At 43.2% G+C, this 19,953-nt stretch carries 21 protein-coding genes; 4 read left to right on the top strand and 17 right to left on the bottom strand.

Going from position 1 to position 19,953, the window contains the following annotated elements:
* Positions 1 to 863 precede the first annotated feature (863 nt).
* The 4 genes from A374_RS17760 to manA form a co-directional block, all read right to left on the bottom strand.
* Positions 864 to 1,226 (bottom strand): DUF1304 domain-containing protein, encoded by a 363-nt coding sequence (locus tag A374_RS17760; RefSeq protein ID WP_007203630.1) that lies wholly within the window; start codon positions 1,224 to 1,226, stop codon positions 864 to 866.
* 105 nt (positions 1,227 to 1,331) lie between these two features.
* Positions 1,332 to 1,625: a hypothetical protein gene (locus A374_RS17755; protein ID WP_007203629.1), complete on the bottom strand. Its 294-nt coding sequence runs from the start codon at positions 1,623 to 1,625 to the stop codon at positions 1,332 to 1,334.
* A gap of 92 nt (positions 1,626 to 1,717) precedes the next feature.
* Positions 1,718 to 2,593, bottom strand: a complete 876-nt coding sequence (locus tag A374_RS17750; protein WP_007203628.1) for an ROK family protein — start codon at positions 2,591 to 2,593, stop codon at positions 1,718 to 1,720.
* Positions 2,594 to 2,626: 33 nt separating this feature from the next.
* Entirely contained in the window at positions 2,627 to 3,580 is a 954-nt protein-coding gene (gene manA, locus A374_RS17745) for a mannose-6-phosphate isomerase, class I (RefSeq protein ID WP_007203627.1), read from the bottom strand.
* A gap of 169 nt (positions 3,581 to 3,749) precedes the next feature.
* On the opposite strand from manA, the gene A374_RS17740 reads away from it, so the two are divergent.
* Positions 3,750 to 4,076 (top strand): DUF4306 domain-containing protein, encoded by a 327-nt coding sequence (locus A374_RS17740; RefSeq protein ID WP_007203626.1) that lies wholly within the window; start codon positions 3,750 to 3,752, stop codon positions 4,074 to 4,076.
* Positions 4,077 to 4,100: 24 nt separating this feature from the next.
* On the opposite strand, the gene panF is transcribed toward A374_RS17740, so the two are convergent.
* The 3 genes from panF to A374_RS17725 form a co-directional block, all read right to left on the bottom strand.
* Positions 4,101 to 5,549: a sodium/pantothenate symporter gene (gene panF, locus A374_RS17735; RefSeq protein ID WP_007203625.1), complete on the bottom strand. Its 1,449-nt coding sequence runs from the start codon at positions 5,547 to 5,549 to the stop codon at positions 4,101 to 4,103.
* Positions 5,546 to 5,821, bottom strand: a complete 276-nt coding sequence (locus A374_RS17730; protein ID WP_007203624.1) for a YhdT family protein — start codon at positions 5,819 to 5,821, stop codon at positions 5,546 to 5,548. The genes panF and A374_RS17730 overlap by 4 nt, the downstream gene beginning before the upstream one ends.
* Positions 5,822 to 5,917: 96 nt before the next feature.
* Complete coding sequence (locus tag A374_RS17725) at positions 5,918 to 6,331, bottom strand: CHRD domain-containing protein (RefSeq protein ID WP_050979775.1); 414 nt, start codon at positions 6,329 to 6,331, stop codon at positions 5,918 to 5,920.
* Positions 6,332 to 6,623: 292 nt separating this feature from the next.
* Between A374_RS17725 and A374_RS20240 the strand changes: the two genes are divergently transcribed.
* Positions 6,624 to 6,785 carry an aspartyl-phosphate phosphatase Spo0E family protein gene (locus A374_RS20240; RefSeq protein WP_083842082.1) on the top strand — a complete coding sequence of 54 codons (162 nt, stop codon included), beginning with the start codon at positions 6,624 to 6,626 and terminating at the stop codon, positions 6,783 to 6,785.
* A 19-nt stretch (positions 6,786 to 6,804) separates the two neighbouring features.
* On the opposite strand, the gene A374_RS17720 is transcribed toward A374_RS20240, so the two are convergent.
* Positions 6,805 to 7,200 carry a thiol-disulfide oxidoreductase DCC family protein gene (locus A374_RS17720; RefSeq protein WP_007203622.1) on the bottom strand — a complete coding sequence of 132 codons (396 nt, stop codon included), beginning with the start codon at positions 7,198 to 7,200 and terminating at the stop codon, positions 6,805 to 6,807.
* Between the two features lie 227 nt (positions 7,201 to 7,427).
* Here A374_RS17720 and A374_RS17715 point away from each other — a divergent pair, with 227 nt between their 5' ends.
* A complete protein-coding gene (locus A374_RS17715; protein WP_007203621.1) occupies positions 7,428 to 8,012 on the top strand; it encodes a lysophospholipid acyltransferase family protein in 585 nt (194 codons plus the stop codon).
* A gap of 56 nt (positions 8,013 to 8,068) precedes the next feature.
* Here A374_RS17715 and A374_RS17710 read toward each other — a convergent pair whose 3' ends face one another.
* The 4 genes from A374_RS17710 to A374_RS17690 all read right to left on the bottom strand — a co-directional run bounded on the left by A374_RS17710 (position 8,069) and on the right by A374_RS17690 (position 12,759).
* Positions 8,069 to 9,547, bottom strand: a complete 1,479-nt coding sequence (locus tag A374_RS17710; protein WP_007203620.1) for a sodium:solute symporter family protein — start codon at positions 9,545 to 9,547, stop codon at positions 8,069 to 8,071.
* Positions 9,540 to 9,740, bottom strand: a complete 201-nt coding sequence (locus tag A374_RS17705) for a DUF3311 domain-containing protein (RefSeq protein WP_007203619.1) — start codon at positions 9,738 to 9,740, stop codon at positions 9,540 to 9,542. The genes A374_RS17710 and A374_RS17705 overlap by 8 nt, the downstream gene beginning before the upstream one ends.
* Positions 9,741 to 10,873: 1,133 nt before the next feature.
* Complete coding sequence (locus tag A374_RS17695; RefSeq protein WP_007203617.1) at positions 10,874 to 11,836, bottom strand: ABC transporter permease subunit; 963 nt, start codon at positions 11,834 to 11,836, stop codon at positions 10,874 to 10,876.
* Positions 11,833 to 12,759, bottom strand: a complete 927-nt coding sequence (locus tag A374_RS17690) for an ABC transporter ATP-binding protein (protein WP_007203616.1) — start codon at positions 12,757 to 12,759, stop codon at positions 11,833 to 11,835. Before A374_RS17690 ends, A374_RS17695 begins: the two co-directional genes overlap by 4 nt.
* Positions 12,760 to 12,905: 146 nt before the next feature.
* Here A374_RS17690 and A374_RS17685 point away from each other — a divergent pair, with 146 nt between their 5' ends.
* The gene (locus A374_RS17685) at positions 12,906 to 13,382 is read left to right on the top strand and encodes a GNAT family N-acetyltransferase (RefSeq protein WP_007203615.1); all 477 of its coding nucleotides are present in this window, start codon (positions 12,906 to 12,908) and stop codon (positions 13,380 to 13,382) included.
* 72 nt (positions 13,383 to 13,454) lie between these two features.
* Here A374_RS17685 and A374_RS17680 read toward each other — a convergent pair whose 3' ends face one another.
* The 5 genes from A374_RS17680 to galT all read right to left on the bottom strand — a co-directional run bounded on the left by A374_RS17680 (position 13,455) and on the right by galT (position 19,812).
* On the bottom strand, positions 13,455 to 15,464 hold the full coding sequence (locus tag A374_RS17680; RefSeq protein WP_007203614.1) for a beta-galactosidase: 2,010 nt from the start codon (positions 15,462 to 15,464) through the stop codon (positions 13,455 to 13,457).
* Between the two features lie 94 nt (positions 15,465 to 15,558).
* Positions 15,559 to 16,638, bottom strand: coding sequence for a M24 family metallopeptidase (locus A374_RS17675; RefSeq protein ID WP_007203613.1), 1,080 nt, complete (start codon positions 16,636 to 16,638; stop codon positions 15,559 to 15,561).
* Positions 16,635 to 17,639 carry a UDP-glucose 4-epimerase GalE gene (gene galE, locus A374_RS17670; RefSeq protein WP_007203612.1) on the bottom strand — a complete coding sequence of 335 codons (1,005 nt, stop codon included), beginning with the start codon at positions 17,637 to 17,639 and terminating at the stop codon, positions 16,635 to 16,637. Before galE ends, A374_RS17675 begins: the two co-directional genes overlap by 4 nt.
* Positions 17,639 to 18,829 (bottom strand): galactokinase, encoded by a 1,191-nt coding sequence (locus A374_RS17665; protein ID WP_007203611.1) that lies wholly within the window; start codon positions 18,827 to 18,829, stop codon positions 17,639 to 17,641. The genes galE and A374_RS17665 overlap by 1 nt, the downstream gene beginning before the upstream one ends.
* Positions 18,826 to 19,812 carry a galactose-1-phosphate uridylyltransferase gene (galT, locus tag A374_RS17660; RefSeq protein ID WP_007203610.1) on the bottom strand — a complete coding sequence of 329 codons (987 nt, stop codon included), beginning with the start codon at positions 19,810 to 19,812 and terminating at the stop codon, positions 18,826 to 18,828. The genes A374_RS17665 and galT overlap by 4 nt, the downstream gene beginning before the upstream one ends.
* Positions 19,813 to 19,953: the final 141 nt, after the last annotated feature.

The raw sequence follows: 19,953 nt of genomic DNA, 5'->3' as shown, positions 1-19,953 counted from the left end.
TTGATTTCTTGCACACACGTAGAGGCGGCCATTTGTTTTGTTTGCGCGTGAACTGAGTGCGCCTGCGCGCGAATCGCGATTCGGAGCTTAGCCTCTAATTCGGTCCTTCTTCCACATGTTATTTGGAGCTTTTTACGTGAATTTGATGTGCTTTATGCGTAATTTTGAGCTCTTTTTTTGAAATTTTGATACGATGTACTCGACATCCGGGCCTTTGAAGGTGATTGGGAGGTCTCTGCGTGTGAATTGAAGGTCCCTGCGCGCGAATCGGAGGTCCCTGCGCGCGAACAGGAGGTCCCTGCGCGCGAACGGAGTGCGCCTGCGCGCGAATCGCGATTCGGAGCTTAGCCTCTAATTCGGTCCTTCTCCCACATGTTATTTGGAGCTTTTTACTTGAATTTGATGTACTTTATGTGTAATTTAGAGTTCTTTTTTGAAATTTCAATACGATATACTCGACATCCGGGCCTTTGAAGGTGATTTGGAGGTCACTGCGTGTGAATTAAAGGTCCCTGCGCGCGAACAGGAGGTCTCTGCGCGCGAATCGAAGGCTCCTGCGCGCGAACCGGGGGTCTCTGCGCGCGAATCGGAGGTCTCTGCGCGCGAACAGGAGGTCCCTGCTCGCGAATCGAGGGTCTCTGCGCTCGATCCGACCACTCCTGATCGCGATCCAACTACCCCTGCACACAACTCACTCCCGGCACTCTTTAAAGAGCTTGCACCCTATTTTTACACCTATATGGGGCGTTGCGCGTTCACGACAGGAAACTTGCATCCAAGACAATCTATCCTTAAACGAACAAGCAACATAAAAAAATGGCTTCACCACCAAAATTGATGATGAAGCCCTGTTCTAGTGTCTCTTATGGTGTAGCGTATACGACAGCAAGCAATGCTAGTAATGCTGGAATTCCTTGCACAATGAGAATGCTTCGTTTGATTGTTAATGAGCCATAAAAAGCTGCAATAACGATACATACTAAGAAAAATGTTTGTAGTTGGAGCGCAAACTGCGGGTTTGGGTGCACTAAGCTCCATGCAAGTGCTGCAGCTAAAAAGCCATTATACAATCCTTGGTTAGCGGCCATTGCCTTCGTTTCTTCTGCAAGCTCTTTTGAAAGGCCAAATGCTTTTAACGCACGCGGGCTCGTCCAAGCAAACATTTCTAAATATAAAATATAGAGATGCTCTAATGCTACGAGTGCTACTAATATGGTAACGATCATGCTGTATCCAATCTCCCATTCTTGTTAAATTCCTACCTATTTTACAACAAAGATAGAAAAAACATACGATGAGAGAAGCAGAGATTATGACAGCTTTCTTAATTCTTAGTGATAACCAACAGGTTGTGCAAAAAACAAAATGCCCACTTTTTTCACTTTATAATTATGTTGAGGCAATGCGTCATCATGGGGTTCATAAGTCATATGATATGCTTCTTCATTCATAGAAAGATCCTTAACAGAGGCTTCATACCAGCCTTGTTCAATGGGTGCAGTCACCGCTGCAATAAGATGCAAATCACTAGCGGCGTTACTTCGAATTGCTGCGTGCGGCGTTATGTGAAGCAAGAGAAAGGCAAGAAGCAATGTAGAAAACAGAATTAGCAATCTTTTTTTCATAACAAGCCTACCTTCCATTTATTTCTAAAAATTATATCAAAAAAAGCACAATGCGTATACTAGAAAAATAGCATACCATTGTGCTTCTTTCTTTAAAACATGACCGTTTTTGCTAGAGCAAGTCCACCACATAAGCCAGCCTGATCGCCAAGCGCCGGTGGCACGATGTAGTCACCAATGTTTTCTGGTGTAAGCTCCGAAAGGTTTAAATACCCATTTAACGCTTCTAAAACATGATCATGAATGAGCGGAAACAGTTGTGTTTGCTTCATCACACCGCCACCAAGAATGATTTTTTTTGGAGATAGTGTAAGCATATAATTAACGAGTGCTTGTGCTAAATAATACGCTTCAAATTCCCATGCTTGCTTATGATCGCTCAATTCTTTACCCGCTACACCCCAGCGTTTTTCTAATGCTGGACCGGCAGCCATTCCTTCTAAGCAATCTTTATGAAACGAACAATTGCCGACAAAGTCATCATCGGGATGACGGCGTGTATAAATATGACCCATCTCTGGATGCATTAAGCCGTGGACGAGCTTGCGTTCAGTAATCGCACCAACACCAATTCCTGTCCCAACCGTCATATATAAACAGCTATCAAGCCCTTTGGCTGCACCCCATTCCAATTCACCAAGCGCAGCCGCATTCACATCGGTATCAAAGGCAAGCGGAACGGAAATGGCCTTTTGGATAGTACCCACAAGGTCAAATTGCGACCAATGAGGTTTCGGCGTGCTCGTAATATAACCGTATGTGTCACTTTTTCTATTTAAATCCACAGGCCCGAAAGACCCGATTCCAATCGCACTCACTGCCTTATGACGGAAAAAATCGAGAACATGTGGAATCGTCTCTTCAGGAGTTTTCGTTGGAATGGTAATCTCTTCGTGAACATTTCCTAGATCGTCACCAATTCCACAAACAAACTTCGTCCCTCCAGCCTCAATCGATCCTAATTTCATATGGAGATGCTCCTTTCATTTTTCCGTAGTGTCTTAGTTGCTCTTAGAAGCAATCATCGTTGCATTGCCGCGTAACGTAAACTTTTTCACAGTTGATGGGATGATAAAATGATCTCCTTTTTTAATAGAAGAAACACCATTTTGCGTTTCAATTTCCCCTTCGCCATCAATGACGCTGACAAGCATGTATAATGGGTTATCCATCACGTGAGACGTACCATTAATGTGCCAATGATACACGGTAAAATATGCTTCTTGAATTAATTTCTTAATATGAAGGTCCCCTGCTTGGCGCTTCACGGGCGCAAAATCCGCATCTTCATGTGGAATCATCGCCACTTCAATGGACTTTTTAATATGGAGCTCGCGTTTGTTGCCATGCTCATCGCGGCGGTCATAATCATAGACGCGATAGGTAACGTCTGAGCTTTGCTGTGTTTCTAAAATCATCGTTCCAGCACCAATTGCATGAATCGTCCCATTTGGCACATACACAAAGTCACCTGGTTTAATTTTCACAGTGCGCAATAGCTCATTCCACTTACCTTCATTCACGAGCGTTTGAAATTCATCGCGCGATTTAGCATGATGGCCGTACACAAGCTCGGCACCTTCTTCACAATCAATAATGTACCAGCACTCGGTTTTGCCAAATGCTTCGTTTTCCACGCGCTGCGCATAATCATCATCAGGATGCACTTGAACCGACAAGTCTGTCTTGGCATCTAAAATTTTAATTAATAGCGGAAAATCCTCACCTGACTGACCACCAAAAAGACCTCGGTGCTTTTGCCATGCTTGATCGAGTGTCATTCCTTGCAGCGGTCCATTTAAAATAGTGCTCGGTCCATTGGGATGCGCAGAAATGCCCCAGCATTCTCCTGTTGTATGAGAGGGAATGTCGTAGCCGAATACATCTTTCAGCTTCGTGCCTCCCCAAATTCGATCTTTAAAAACTGGCTGTAAAAAAAGCGGTTCCCCGTACATGCATTACGTCCTTTCATTTATCATCCAACATACGTCTATTTTAACGCTACACCTCTCAGAATGAAACCGAAAACAAAATGCTCATCCTTACTTAGGAATATTTTAACTATACGATGAATTTTTCGCATGGTACAGTTTAACTAACATCATTTGTATTAGGAGGTGTACAATGAGTCGTTTATGGCTTATGGTCCATTGTCTCTTTTCACTGTTTCTTTTTGTACTTTTTACGCTTGTCAATTGGTATCAGGGAAGTGCACTCGTAGAAGATCCTTTTGAATGGCAATATACCGCGAAACTATCAAAGCTCCTGAACGGTAACCCTGTTATAGCAACCGCTGATCAAATTTCTCAGTTCGATTATTTTATCTATTCAGCGAAGCACTATCCTGTCATTACACTGCTTATGCTTGGCGCTCTTTTGTATTTGCTCATCTCACTCTATGGCATTGTAAGAACCAGGCATGTGAACACAGCTTTAATAGATTCGAAGTAAAGTTACATCAGCAAAACATCCGCCCTACAGAAGTTCTGAGAGCGGATGTTTTTTCGCAAATAATAAGCTGCCGACAATATAGGCAATCAAGGAAAGTAGCACGGGTAAAACGACCGTGTGCATACCAAAAGCATTTGGATAAAATTGATCAAGTGCAATGTAGGAAAGCACGCCAACGAGAATGGAGCTTAAGGCTCCGGAGGCATTGCCTCTCTTCCAATAAAGACCGAGAACGACTGGCCAAATAAAGGATGCTTCTAGGCCGCCAAATGAAAATAAGTTTAACCAAATTAATAAATCTGGTGGTTTAATGGCTGCCAAGAACACTAAAACACCAATAGCGGCAGTCACAGAAAAACTTAACTTCTTAATATGAGCTTCACTTGCATCTGGTTTAATGTAGTTAATGTATACGTCTTTTACAATCGATGAGCTAACAATTAATAAGATGGAATTTACTGTCGACATGACGGCCGCAAGTGGCGCGGCAAGGACGATGCCGGCAAGCCATTCTGGTAATACTTTTAAAGCTAATAGTGGCATAACTTTGTCACCCACAGTAATACCCGGCATGACTACACGTGCAAATACACCGGTTAAATGCATACCAAGCATGATAAAACCGACGACGAAAGTCCCGATGATCATAGCTTGATGCATGGCTTTCGAGTTGCGATAGCTCATGGCGCGTACCGCAATTTGCGGCAAGCCAACCACACCAATTCCTACTAATAACCAAAAAGAAGATACATACAGTGGACTTAACGAATGATCCGCTCCAAATGGCGTAATGAGATTCGGGTTTTCAATCGAAAGCTTGTGAATAATAGTTGGTACACCGTGACCGGCAATGATCGTCCCTGCCAATATCACAAGTGTCCCTACAAACATGACAATACCCATGAGCGTATCGGTAATCACAACAGCCCGAAAACCACCCGCAATCACATAAACGAGAACTGAAAAAGAAAAGATAAAGAGAGCAACTCCATACGATACACCTGTAAACGATTCAATTAAACGGCCACCGCCCACCCATTGGGCTGCTGTTGCTGAAAATAAAAAAATACTAATGCTTGCGGCTGCTAAAATAACAACCCATTTGCTTTCATAACGCGCTTTTAGAAAATCAATGAGCGTTACAGCATTAATTTTGCGGGCAATAATCGCAAATTTCTTTCCTAACACAGCAAGTGTAAAATACCCCGTCACAAGCTGTGCCATGGAAAGAAGTACCCAGCCAAGGCCCATATTGTAAGCAATCCCTGGTCCTCCAATAAAGCTTGAGGCACTTCCGTACGTGGCAACCATCGTTAGCGCCAGTACAAATCCACCTAAGTGGCGACCTCCTAGAAAATAATCTTGTAAAAAGCCTTCGCTCCCGCGCGCCGCTCTTGCTGTATACATGCCAACAAGAAACATTAACACTAAAAACGCAATGAGCGGAACAATCACTTGCCAGTTAGCATTCATCGCACGCGCTCCTTCTCTTTCTCTTCGGGTTCATCAAAAGGTACTTCTTTAAACAGAAACGTTACCATGAGAAACACGAGAAATGAAAACAATAAAAAGCCCGCTACACAGCTATAAAAAAACCATGCAGGAAGCCCTAAGATATATGTATATTCCTTAACCGGCTTGCTGCCAAGGCCATAAGCAAAGGCATACCACCATACAAAGTTCAAAACAGCAAGACCTGTTCCGAGCCATGCTTCACGACGAGAAATTTTAAATCGATGATCCATCGCTACAACCCCTTTTCGTAGTTCATTATGCCACAATCTCTATAAAATCAAAACAGGAGATGTGCAGGGGCTGTGCCCCATTCCTGTAATCATTTATTAAGATTGGGGATGAATTGGGCCGCGCAGCTCACCGCTGCTACAAAATTCACTATAAACAATCACATACGCTCGACCGGCTTTAATCTCCTCTAGAAGCTCGCTAATCGAAGCTCCTTGAAGAGGGCCAATTAAGTCGGCGGCCATTAGTTGTCCAGTAATAATGCCAGATGTTACACTAATTCCGGGCTTTGTATTGCCAAATAAATAAGCAACAGCTGGACCATTTTTCCAATGATCGCCAAGGTGAATTCTTGCTTGCGTAAACTTTTTCATATTTTTCACTTGTAAGCGAAAATGAAGCTTGTTCCCATTTGAGCTCAACACAAATTCTGTACTGCCGCTAGCTCTTGTAGCAACCGCTGGCACTGCATGCTCGCCTTTTAGTCTACTGAAAAATTGTTTTAACATCATCTAGCCACTCCTTTCCTCAAGTACTGACACTATATGTCGTGCAGAGGAAAAGGCTTGTTCATTTAACTATCTTTCTAAAGTTTTTTTCATAAATAGCGTGCGCCCTCTAAATTTCTACAAAAAGATACACCATTCCTGTCTTTACACTCTTTTTCGCATTGAAAAATACGTAAAAAAATACTATATATAGGTAAAATTCAATAGACTTTTTTCAATATATAGTATAAAATGAAATTAATATAATATTCTGATAGAAAATAATTGATAGATACCTGTATAGGGGGAATGGTTCATGGTACAAACAAATACACGCTCGTTAACTCAAGAAATTGATGCGATTCGCTTAACGATGTATGTCATGAGCACCCGTGTTGATACCCTCACAGACCCGCTTCTTGTACAGTTAAGCCAACTCTTAGATCAAAAGTTAAATGAACTGAATCAATGTGCCTAACCTACATAGCAAAGGCCACTCACTTTAAAAAGCGATGGCGAACGTTAGGTGCCGGCAGCATGCAGTGCTCGTTTTTACCAAACCACTTATAACGGTTTCGTGCAATTAAATCGTACACAGCATCGCGAACCGGTCGGGGAACGACCCGAAAAAGGCGCATCGGCTGCCACCATACGCCCAGCTCTTGCACAAGCTCTAGCGCTGCATCTGACTTTTTGTAAATGCGATGATCTTTTATAACAAGTAACGATTGAAATTCTTGTTGTGGCAAGCCATATGTTTGCAGCAGTGCCTGTCCTTCTTCTGATTGAAGCGCACCGAACTGCATGCGCTCTTTACGATCATGCCGCAATAAAAACTGCACGGCTCCGTTACAAAACGTACATATGCCATCAAACAATACAATGGGTGCCATGAAAGCTCCCTCCTTTTTTTATAATGAAAACGGCTTTAATAATGGCTGTAGATTATCCCACTTCGATCCTATCCTTTCATTATAAATCAATGGATTTGAAAAGCATGCTTTGGCGCTTATTTCCTTATTATTTACTGTTTTTAAAGGATTTGTACTTGTAGTATTACCCTCATTTTCTGTATAATTAGTACCAGGTATTAAAATCTGGTGTTACAGAAGGGGATTCTATGTATACGTTTGTTGCAACAATTGCTAAAATCATTCTTCGTCTTTTTGGAAAAATAGAAGTACGAAACAAAGAGCTTCTACCAACTGAAGGCGGCTATATTATCGCTTGTAATCACCGGGGATGGGTGGAAATTATCGTATTAGGTACGAAATCACCAAAACCCGTTCATTTTATGGCAAAAAAAGAATTGTTTACGAAACGTCTGATTGGCTGGTTTCTTACGAGCATTAAAGCCTTTCCGGTTAACCGTGAAAATCCATCTCCAGGTAGTATTAAAAAGCCTGTTAAATTATTAAAAGAAGGACACGTCGTCGGCATTTTCCCTAGTGGAACGCGCACTGCTGAAGATGCCTCTTTAAAGCGCGGCGCCGTAACCATTGCCAACTTAGCAAAAATGCCAATCGTACCAGCTATTTATGAAGGACCTGGCACTCTTAAAGGGCTATGGAAAACACGCAAAGCAACGTTAACTTTCGGAGAACCGTTTTACGTTTCATCGAAAAATAAAGACGAACTTGCCGCCTTTACGGAACGGCTTTCACGCTCCACCAATGAAATTAACTATTTAAACAAAGCCCAATAACGAAATGGCCCCCGAAAGATTGCATATCGCGATCTTTCGGGGGTTTGTTTGATGTTCTAGGTTGTTCGATTCATCTCTTTTAGTGTGGATTGTGAGGCAGTGCGTGTGATGATGCTGACCGTAAACATCAGTAAGAGATTAACGAACAGCGCGATGATTCCGATGTTTAGATCTTTAATGACTTGCGGCAACATCGGCACCCATTGTGCAATCGTCGTTCCTGTTATATACACATACGCAACAATCGCCACGCCGCTTGCCACACCAGCAAACGCTCCATATTTATTCACAAGGGGCGTTTTGCCCAATGAGAACAACAGCGGTGGAAATAGCTGCGTGACGAGGCTATAGCCCATGAGAAGCAACATGACAATCGCTTCGCCACCTTGTAACGTAAAGTAAACCGCAATCAAGGCAATAACAGGAACGAGCCATTTAGCAAGGATAGCGACTCTTTTTTCAGTCGCACTCGGTACGATTACTTTGAAAACATTTTTGGCAAACAGCGTGCTTGCAGCCATTAAAATCATGGAACCCGGAACGAGAGCAGTTAAAAGACCAGCAGCACCGATCAGCCCAATCACCCAAGGATCAAAGGTTTGAAGCGTTAGCTTAAAGAGCGAGAGATCCCCCGCCGCGCCTTGTAACCCAGGCACTTTTAACACAGCGGCAAAGCCTACAAACATAACAAATAATAAAACGAGTGAGTAAAGCGGCATGAAGACGGCATTTTTTCGAAATACTTTTGCACTTTTCGCTGTAAAAGCAGAAGCAAACGTGTGCGGCCACATATAAAACCCAAATGCCGTAAGCAAAACGGTTGAAATAAACCAGCTAATGCTCATTCCTTCACTCGGCAACGTTAAAAATTGTGGCTTTACTTCTTGGATAGAAGCAAACATCGGCTGAAAACCACCATAATAATGAAGAGGTAAATAAATGCCGAGAAAGACAACAATACCAAGAATCATAAGATCTTTTAAGGCAGCGGTCCATGCCGAGCCATGAATCCCAGAAATCATGACATATACAGTGATGGTCAGTACCCCAATCCAGACAGCTGTTGAAGAAGAAATTTTTCCGTAGGAAGCTTCGGATACGATAATGCCAAGGCCTTTTAGCTGAAGCACGAGATAAGGAATCATCGCAACAATACCAACAAGCGATACGAAAACACCTAAATACGGACTTTTGAATTTACTCACAAAGAAATCCGATTGCGAGACTAATTTATGTTGATTGGCGTAGTTCCAAATAGCGGGTAAAAGAAAATACGAGATTGCATACGCAAGAGCACCGTACACGAGAATATAAAGGGCCGGACCTCCTTTACTATACGCCCACCCGCTTCCACCTAAAAACGTAAACGTCGTGTAAATTTCACCAGCCATTAATAAGAAAACGAACAATGTACCAAAGCCACGGCCCCCAACTGACCATTGCTCTAAATTCATATCTTTACCCTTTTTCGCTACAATGCCAAGAACAAGCGAAAGCACTAAGAAAAGCCCTAAAATAACGAGTGAACTATTCATCGGCACCCTCCTTATTAGCTGGATCGAGCTTGTAGACGCACGCCATCACAACAGACGTTAAAACAACCCACATGACGACCCAAAACATAATAAAAGGCATTCCTGCTACATAAGGCTCTACTTTATTTGCAAATCCAAGACCACCGAATAAACCAACAAACGGCAGCAGCGCTAACCAGTGAATTCCTTTCATTCCCATCCCCCATTTCTCTTTCTGCCATTATAGAGGAAATACATGCCGTTGAAAAGTCGAAATATTCAAAAATAAAGGAGTTAGGACACACTATTCCCTCTGTTTTGTGGCGTATTCGGGTGGTCTTGTGCGCGGAATTGGGCTGGTGTGCGTAGGATTCGCGCTGGGCTGCGCGCGAATCGAGGTCCTCTGTGCGCGATTCGCGGGATTCTGCGCGCGATTCGAGCTGGGCTGTGCGCGAATCAGAGGCTCCTGCGCGCGAATTGAGGTCTCTGCGCGCGAATTGCGATTTGGAGCTTAGCCTCTGATTCGATCCTTCTTGCGCATGTTATTTGGAGCTTTTTACGTAAATTTGATGTGCTTTACGTGTGATTCTGAGCTCTTTTTTTGAAATTTTGATACGATTTACTGACATTTGGGCCTTTGCAGGTGATTTGGAGGTCCTTGTGTGCGATTTGAAGGCCCCTGCGCGCGAACCGAGGGTCCCTGCGCGCGAATCGAGGGTCTCTGCGCGCGAATCGGGGGTCCCTGCGCGCGAACTGAGATCCTCTGCGCGCGAACAGAAGGTCTCTGCGCGCGAACCGAGGGTTCCTGCGCGCGAACCGAGGTCCTCTGCGCGCGAATCGGAGCTCCATGCGCGCGAATCGAAAGCTCCTGCGCGCGAACGGAGGTCTCTGCGCGCGAATTGCGATTTGGAGCCCAGCCTCTGATTCGATCCTTCTTACGCATGGTATTTGGAGCTTTTTACGTAAATTTGATGTGCTTTAGGTGATTCTGAGCTCTTTTTTTGAAATTTTGATACAATTTACTGACATTTGGGCCTTTGCAGGTGATTTGGAGGTCTTTGTGTGCGATTCGAGGGTCCCTGCGCGCGAACAGGAGGTCCCTGCGCGCGAATCAACGCCCCTGCGCGCGAATCGGAGGTCTCTGCGCGCGAATCAAGGGCTCCCGCGCGCGAATCGACCTGGGCTGCGCGCGAACCGAATCCCCCTGCGCGCTTCCTCTTTTCACGACGAAGGCTTGCAACCTCCGAAGGCTGCTTACATACAGAAGAACCTACAAATGCCATAAAAAAAATGGCTTGATCACCAGAACTGATGATATAGCCATTTTTAATAAGTTAGGGTCTTTCCTTAAGAACGCACATCGCGTCGTTGGAAAAATATAAACATGATCGCTAAAAAGAGTACACTATAGAGAGACAGTACGATTAAGGAATACGAAAGAGTTACACCTTCAAAAGGAGCACTTCCATCTAAGTAGCCCGTTAAACCCATATGAGCGATAAAGATATATTTTGCCCAAGCTTTTGCTGATAGTAGTATAACTCCGATGTTACCGATAAAAAGTGTACATATGGATGTTGTAATAGCAAGAGCACTGCTTTTAAATAGGGTAGAAATCATAAAGGTTAACAGAATTAAAAAGACAAACTCGATGACTTCTAAACCGATACTTTTCAACACATAGTGAGAATAGATCGCAGTAGCTACCTGACCATGATCTTCTATAACATACGGCTGTCCAAAGCCCCCAAAGCCATACAATAGGCCTCCTACTAGCCAAGAAAATACTAGTACAACCATAAAGGCGCTAAGTGCAAACAGAATGACCGTCACTAGCTTTGATAAAAGAATTTTCCAGCGATGATAAGGGCGAATCAGCAGCATTTTAATTGTCCCTTGCGAAAATTCTTTCGATACACTTTCACTGGCAATAATAAGCACAAAGAGGCCAATTAAGGAGTTAATATAGCTCGTGTCTTTAACAAACTTCCAAACTGTCGTTTCAAATGGAGAAATATTGTGCTCTAATGCATATTCGTTTTGCTTAATGCTGCTCTCCGTCATTTCAATAAATACCGGATCTTCTTTCTCTTTCTTCTGTTTTTGTAGTTCTTTTTTATCGATAAGAATCTTAGCTTGAATGGTTTCACGCCACTCTTTGCCACCTTGTTGACTTTCGGATTGTTCATACATCTTACTCATAATCCCTAGCACTACGATACATAAGAGTGGAATCGCTAAAAAGATATACGTACGTGGGCGGTTAAATAGCTTCAGCCATTCATTGATGATTAGTTTATGAAATCTCATACTACAGCACCTCCGTCTGACGTCATTTCAATAAACTGATCTTCTAGTGACTGTTTCTTCGTTTCGATGCGGTGTACTATGAATCCGGCGGTAACGAGTGTTTTATTCACAGCACCGATTTCTGCAGGAGAACTTACTTCAAGAATTAGCTCTTGCTCGGAATGAAGCACGTTCACATTTGGATGCTGCGCTTGCAGAAGGTCGCGCGCTTTTTCTAGCGAGCCTTCGATTCCTATGTGCGTTTTCGTCTTATTTGCCTCCACCACATTTCCTACTTCTGCAATAGAAATCAGCTTTCCTTTTTGAATTACGGCCACGCGATCACACATAAGCTCCATCTCTGCTAATATATGACTTGAAACGAGAACCGTCGTTCCTTCATCTGCTAGTTTTCGTAAATAACGGCGCAGATCGCGCATTCCTTGAGGATCTAAGCCATTGGTAGGCTCATCTAAAATGAGTAGGCGCGGACGGTGTAAAATAGCTTGGGCAACACCAAGTCGTTGTCTCATTCCGAGAGAATATGTTTTTACCTTTTTATGAATGGCATCACTTAGCTCGACAATTTGTACAACTTCATCTACACGCGCTTTGTCGACACCCATCATGCGCGCATATTGCATTAAATTTTTATAGCCAGTTAGATAGCCATATAGTTGGGGGTTCTCAACAATCCCACCTACATGCATGATGGCTTCTTCAAACTGTGTTGTCACATTTTTACCCATAATAAAAATTTCGCCTTCACTTAGCGAGATCAAGCCAACCATCATACGAATAGCTGTCGTTTTTCCTGCACCATTGGGGCCAAGCAAGCCAAAAATCTCTCCTTTTTTCACAGAAAAAGAAAGCTGATCTACAACATTTACCCCTTTTAACTTTTTTGTTACTGCTCGCAACTCTAATGTTAGTTCGCTGTCCATAAACCCTCCGTAGTTTCCTAGTTTTGGAATATTCTATTCTATTATAAAGTAATACAAACAACTGTCTACCTTTCTATGCAAAAATATACAAATAAAAGGAATTATGGTGCAATTTCCGATAAACTTTCATAAAAGCAGGTGGCAATTTGGACGTTTCCTTAAAAAAAGCAACTGAACATGATGCACGGGCCATTTTTGATATGCAAGTAGCATCTTTTATGCCTTTGTTAGAACGGTATAAAGATTATGACACGAACCCAGCCAATGAAAGCATTGAGCGCGTTCATCAACGCATCCAACGAGAAGACGGTGAATTTTATAAAATATATGCTGCCCATCAACTAGTCGGCGCCATCTATATCCGTTGGAAAGACAAAGGAGCCTTTTGGATGGGTCCGCTATTTATCTTGCCGGCCGATCAAGGAAAAGGGATCGCGCAAAGAGCAATCGGCTTAGTCGAAGAGATGTTTCCACATGCACAAACGTGGGAGTTAGCTACTATTTTAGAAGAGAAGGGGAGTTGTTATCTCTATGAAAAAGTAGGTTATGAACTCACTGGAGAAAGCCACCCGTTAAATGAGCACGCTACCCTTATTTTCTATAAAAAAACACGCCACTTATAAGGAACAAAAAAAGAAGACCTGTCTACGGCGAAGAATAAAGTTCTTTACCCTACAGGTCTTCTTGTTTTAATCTTATCGTTCAATTAGCAAGGTTGCGCCAAGAGAGGGCATGCGGACATCACCTTGGAATTTCTCACCGCTGATGGCATCTTTCCATATTCCTTTAGGCAAGGTAATGCGGTGACTTGCCGTTGTCGAATGGTTCAATACGCAGAGATAGCGTTTGCCGTTTTCTTTTTTGCGTATGATAATTTCCACATCCTCTGGCATGTCATACGTTTTGACGTTGCTTTCGCGAAACACATCCCGATATAAGCGGGCTAAATAATAGTCTTCCACAGCCGTTCCGATGTAATAAACGAACCCTTTGCCGTATTTATTTTTCGTAATGGCTGGTGTTCCTTCATAAAAGGCATCACGGTATTTCGCAATCACTTCTGCAGTCGTTGTTTCAATTAAATCACACCAAACAGTAGCCGGAGACATCACATCTGCAATGTGCCCCGCTGTGCCAACGACGCGGTGTTGTTGACCTTCTTGCAGTGGTTCATATTCATGAACTTCAATACCTGCTAGTTCAGCAAGCTCACCGGGTAACGTGCGGTCTGTAACCGCATTATCTTCATTCTTTACGCCAGAACGATATGTTAAAACAACCGTTCCGCCGTCATTTACGTATTCTTTTAACTTTGAAGTAAAGCTCGAATTATTAAGGAAATAAAGCGGCACAATAATGGTTTTTAATCCTTCAAGTGAACTTTCCGGATGTACAATCGTTGTCGCTGCATTCAATCGATAGGCTCCGTTATAAAAACGAACGAGTTCCTCTTTATAGCGTAACGCACTGCTTTGAGGTTGAATCTTCCAAGCCCACGCATTTTCCACATCATAATAGACGCCGACTTCGGGCTCATAATGCGAGGCAATCCAATCATCACCCATCTCTTTAAGCTCTAGAAAAACTTCCTTCACTTCTTCAAATTTGCGTCTCGGCTTGCCATCATGATCAAGAATGCCATGACAAAATTGTTCTGTGCCATAACGAGCTGCGCGCCACCGGAAATAAACAATCGCTTCGGCCCCGCGCGCAATTGCTTGATACGTCCAAAGCTTAATATGGCCTGGGCGTGGCAAGTAGCCAATTTGGCTCCATCCTTGAGCGCCGGCAAGCTCTTCCATGACCCAATAGCCTTTTCCATCTTTCGTGGCGCGACATAAATCATGTTGCTGGGCTATGGCTGCTGGAGGAATTGGCTCAGCTAATCCTCCCCACACAGGATAATTATCATACGAAACGAAATCCAAATCTTTTGTCATGTCGCGTTGCTTGATGGCTTGTTCATTAAATACAAAGTTATGTGTAATAAACTGATCTTCGGAAATATGGTGTCGTAACACATCACATTGTTCTTTATTGTACGATGTATACTGATCGCTACAAAAACGATCCCAATCAAGAAGCAATCCTGGATTATGCTCTTGAAGTACCTTCTTAGGGGCCGGAATTTGCTCCCACTCTGTATACGTTTGGCTCCAAAAGGCGGTACCCCATGCTTCATTTACATGTTCAAGCGTTTCATACTTGTCTTTAAGCCATTCATGAAACGCGACACGGTCTTGTTCACCGTAGCTGCGATCTGATTTTTCATGACCGTATTCATTATCTGTTTGCCAGCCAATGACAGTTTCGTTTCTGCCATAGTGTTTGGCAAGCTGTTCTACAATTTTCACAGAAAAGGCACGATACCGTTTACTATTCACCGAATAATGACGACGGCCGCCAAATGAAATGGTTACACCTTCCTCATCTACTGGGAGAATGTCTGGATAGTTATGAATCATCCAAGCTGGCGGTGTCGCGGTCGGCGTACCAAGCACCACTTTAATGTCGTGTTGGCTCATAAGGTCGATCACTTCATCAAACAATGAAAAGTCATATACGCCTTCTTTTGGTTCCATGAGCTGCCAACCAAACTCTGCAAGCCGCACCACATTGACACCTAGCTCTTTCATGAGCGACACATCTTCTTGCCAGCGCTCCTTTGGCCATTGTTCTGGATAATAATCTACACCTATATACATAAATTTTATATAATCTCCTTTATATAGCATTGTAAGAGGAATAGCATTCTTAGCCACTTCTCCCTTTTCTATTCCCCCCACAGACTGCATATAATCACCGGATCAGGATGTCCGGTCGATAAAACACGTTACCGTCCCATACTGTTTGAATGCGCGGCCACTTGTTTGTATCTGTTAATACTTCGTTTCCATTTTTCGTGACAAGCAGTGTATCTTCTGATTTCACCCCCGGTAATGATGGGTTCCATGTAAACACCATATGTTCTTCAATCACACGGGTTGTTTCTTTGTCCGCAATAAGCTCTCGCGAATCAAAGCCCGTCTGCCCTCCTTGATGAAGCAACCGCCAATCTTCTTTATGTCCTTCTTCATCATATTGCCCGATTCCTTGCAAAAAAACCTCGCCGATTGTTTTTCCTGGAACTGTTGTAGCAACAAAGGCTGTATCAATGCGCGCCAGCTTTTCTTTATGCTCCTGCAAGAGAGCTGGTAACGGTCCAAAGTGTACGACGCGAGTCACGTTGGCAACGAGACCACCGCGCTCAGCACAAAGCACAAGCAATGCATGCTTTTCTAACGTCTTATTCGTTGGCAGCGGATGACGGTATTTATAAATACGCTCATCGGTTGCAACGAGTAGTACTTGCACGTTCATACCGCAAGACAGTGCGCGTTGTCCGATCATACTCGCAATGTCATGTTCACTTTGACCTGGCATTAGAGCGTAACAAACTTCTTCCACAATTTGTGCTGTTTCTAAACATAACCGACGATATCGCTCTCGTTCTTTTGCAGTGAGCACGGCGCGAATGCGGGATAGTTCTTCACTCATTAGACGAAAAGGTGGAAAGAAATCATCACTCCCCATTTCTTTGCCGAGACATAGCTCATGAATCACCGGTTCTGTGGGCGTAAACCAGTCAACTGCCACGATATTTACCTCATAAGGAAAAGAAACAAGCTCTTCTTCCAAGATTCTGCGCTCTTCTTGTTTTGTCGTGACAATCGTAATCGTATCGGGAAAAACAAGCACATCCGCTACGCCAATTGGTGAGGTGAGAACAATTTCATTTTGACTGCCACCCGTAATCCATGAAAAATTTTGTCGCTTGCGCAATAAAAGACCATCTAGCTGTTCTTCATGTAGTAGTTGTCGGACTTTTTCAATACTCATAACGTATCTTTTCCTTTTTGATAGCCTGTTGGATGATGAACGTGCCATTGCCACGCATGTTGAACAATGGTTTTTAAATCGGGATACTGTGGAATCCAGCCTAGTTCTTCAGTCGCTTTAGCACTAGAAGCAATTAAGACGGCAGGATCGCCCGCTCGACGCGCTGTCTGTTCGACTTGAATGGTGCGTTCTGTGACTTGTTTACACATATCAATTACTTCTTTTACAGAAAAGCCCGTGCCATTTCCCAGATTATAAACAGCGCTCTTCGCTGTTGTTTCTAGTTTTTTTAGCGCTAAATAGTGGGCGTGCGCTAAATCCATCACGTGAATATAGTCACGAACGCACGTCCCGTCTTGCGTATCATAATCATCTCCAAAAATAGCCACGTGTGATCGTTGTCCTAAGGCGGTTTGCAAGACAATTGGAATTAAATGTGATTCTGGTGTATGATCTTCCCCAATTTCCCCATCTGGATCCGCTCCTGCTGCATTAAAATAGCGAAGCGCCACATAGTGAATACCGTATGCTTGCTCGCTCCAGTGTAACAACCGTTCCATCGCAAGCTTCGTTTCACCATAAGGATTCGTCGGATTTGTTGGACTGTCTTCTTTAATAGGTATACGTTGCGGTTCTCCATACACTGCGGCTGTTGAAGAGAAAACGATTTGCTTTACATCAAACTCAAGCATTACTTCTAGAAGCTTCATCGTTCCTGCCAAATTATTTTCGTAATAGCGCAGCGGCCCTGTTACACTTTCACCAACAAGAGAATGAGCAGCAAAATGAATGACCGCTGTAATATCATGTGCTCCAAACACCGATCGCAGCATTGCTTGATCATGAAGATCACCTGCATAAAAGGGGACATCTGTAGACACAGCGTCTTTATGTCCTTGACCTAAATGATCATACACTACAACACTTTCACCTTGTTGTTGAAAATGGCGGACTGTATGACTACCAATATAGCCTGCGCCGCCTGTAATTAATATGGCCATCACTCATCACCTCTCACAACTTGAATTTCTGTTACACCATTACCGCTATCACACACATAAAAGGTCGGTACTAGCCCTGTTTGCTTTTCATATTGAGCGGCCACTTCCTCCTGAAAGGATGCCGTTTCATCCTCTTTAACAATGGAAATCGTACAACCGCCAAAGCCTGCGCCTGTCATTCTCGTTCCAATACAACCATGATGCGCTTTTTGACACTGAAACAACGTATCTAGTTCTCTACCTGTTACTTCATAATCATCGCGTAATGATTCATGCGAGCTCATCATATAGTGTCCAAATCCAATTAGATCCTCGCATTCTAGCGCAGCTACTGCTTTTTGCACACGATCATTTTCCGTAATAACATGGCGCGCTCTTCTTTTTAACACATCATCCGTAAAAAGGTCTTCCCACATTTTCCACTGAGCTAGCGACACATCACTTAGTGTTACTAAGTGTGGTTCTTTCTCTTGTAAGAAGGCTAGCGCACGCTCACATTCTTGCCGACGCTCGTTATATTTTGAAGTCGCAAGCGTTCTTTGTTTATTTGTATTCGTAATCACAAGCTTATAGTTTCCGAGTGTTAATGGGATGCTTTGATACTCATTTGTGGCACATTGTAAGAAAAGAGCGTGATCCTTTTTACCAAAGCCAATTGCAAACTGATCCATTAAGCCGCTGTTTACGCCCATAAATTCATTTTCCATACGCTGACACAGCTTTGCGAGCGTTAACGGATCAAAGTGAACACCAGCAAGTTCCGAAAATCCATACGCACTCACCATACCAATCGCAGCAGAAGAAGAAAGTCCTGCGCCATGAGGTAACGTACTGCTATACAATACATCTGCACCATGCAAAGGAACGCCTACTTGCTGCAGTTCTCGTAAGATCCCTTTCGGATAATTGCCCCACTCATCTTCTTCTCGGTATAACAGTGGCTTCGTTGCATCCATCTCTATTTTTTTCGAAAACTGCTCACTAACGAAGTGATACGTACCATCTGTTCGAGGCGCAACTACCATATGCGTACCGAGTGTAATGGCTGTTGGAAAAACGTAACCGCCATTATAGTCTGTATGTTCACCAATTAAATTGACGCGACCCGGCGCAAAGAAAAGTCGAGCCTTGTCGCTATTTCCCGGAAAATAGGTTGCGAAACGCTGTACAATCGTAGCTGTCGTTGTCATTTTTCCTCTCCCCTTTCGTTGCGATAGCGTTCAATACATTGACGAAGCACGCGGGCATTTTCTTCTACTGCTGTTGGATTAGCCGCTGCCCAGCCGCCTGTTTCTGAAGAAGCATTGTATTTGATTTTATCAGGCGCACGTAAGGGTGGATAAAACTCAACATGAAAACGATAAAAGTCATCATACGATTCCTCTTCATTATTGGGTTTACCATGCATCGTCATCATATATGGAAAGACGCGATCATATAGGAGATCCATTCCTCCAACAACATCCTGAAGTAAATAGCCAAGCTCATATTTTTCTTGCTCTGTAAACTGTGTCAGACTTGTTTTTTTCGCTTTACTGACAACGTAAACACCAAATGGATAGTCGGTGAAAAAAGGAATAAACGCAAGAAAGTGAGCGGTTTCTGCGACAATTCGTTCACCAAATCGCTTCTCTTCTTGTATGATGTCATCAAATAAATTGCGGTGATGCCTTTCATAATGTTCTTTACACGAGGCAAGTTCCGTTTTTACCTTTAATGGAATAAACGGATAGGCGTAGATTTGTCCGTGTGGATGTGGCATTGTCACACCCACCTCTTCGCCACGGTTTTCAAAAATCATGACATACTCATGCTTAGCGTCTTGCAGCAAGGATTCATACGTCTGGCTCCATAAATCAACGAGCTTATTCATATGATTGCGCGATAAATCTGGGATCGTATCATGATGACCTGGCGAATATAAAATAACTTCGCACGCACCATATGCTTCTCTTGTTTCGTAAATCCCTCCACCAACGGCATCCGGTGTAGGTGGCTCTGGCGATAGCACCGGAAAGTCATTGTGATAAACATGCACATCATAATGATCCGGTACCTTACCAGATCCAGGACAAAATGGGCAATAGTCTTTAGGCATATGAGGACGATTTTGCCGACTGCTTGCTACCATCGTCCAATCTTTTAATAGTGGATTGTAGCGTAACTCTGCCATAATTAAACACTCCTTTCGTATGGAACGCTCCTTTTGTAACCGCATTCATTTGCAATGGTAAATACTTTGTTAAATTAAATTATAAAGTTGTACAAAGCGTATCATAAATTAAAGCGTTTGCAAAGAAATACTCCTCTTATT

The organism is Fictibacillus macauensis ZFHKF-1 (genome assembly GCF_000269865.1).
Taxonomy (GTDB): Bacteria; Bacillota; Bacilli; order Bacillales; family Fictibacillaceae; genus Fictibacillus_C; species Fictibacillus_C macauensis.
The sequence above is the reverse complement of the archived record's forward strand: the minus strand, read 5'-3'. Positions and strand labels throughout refer to the sequence as shown.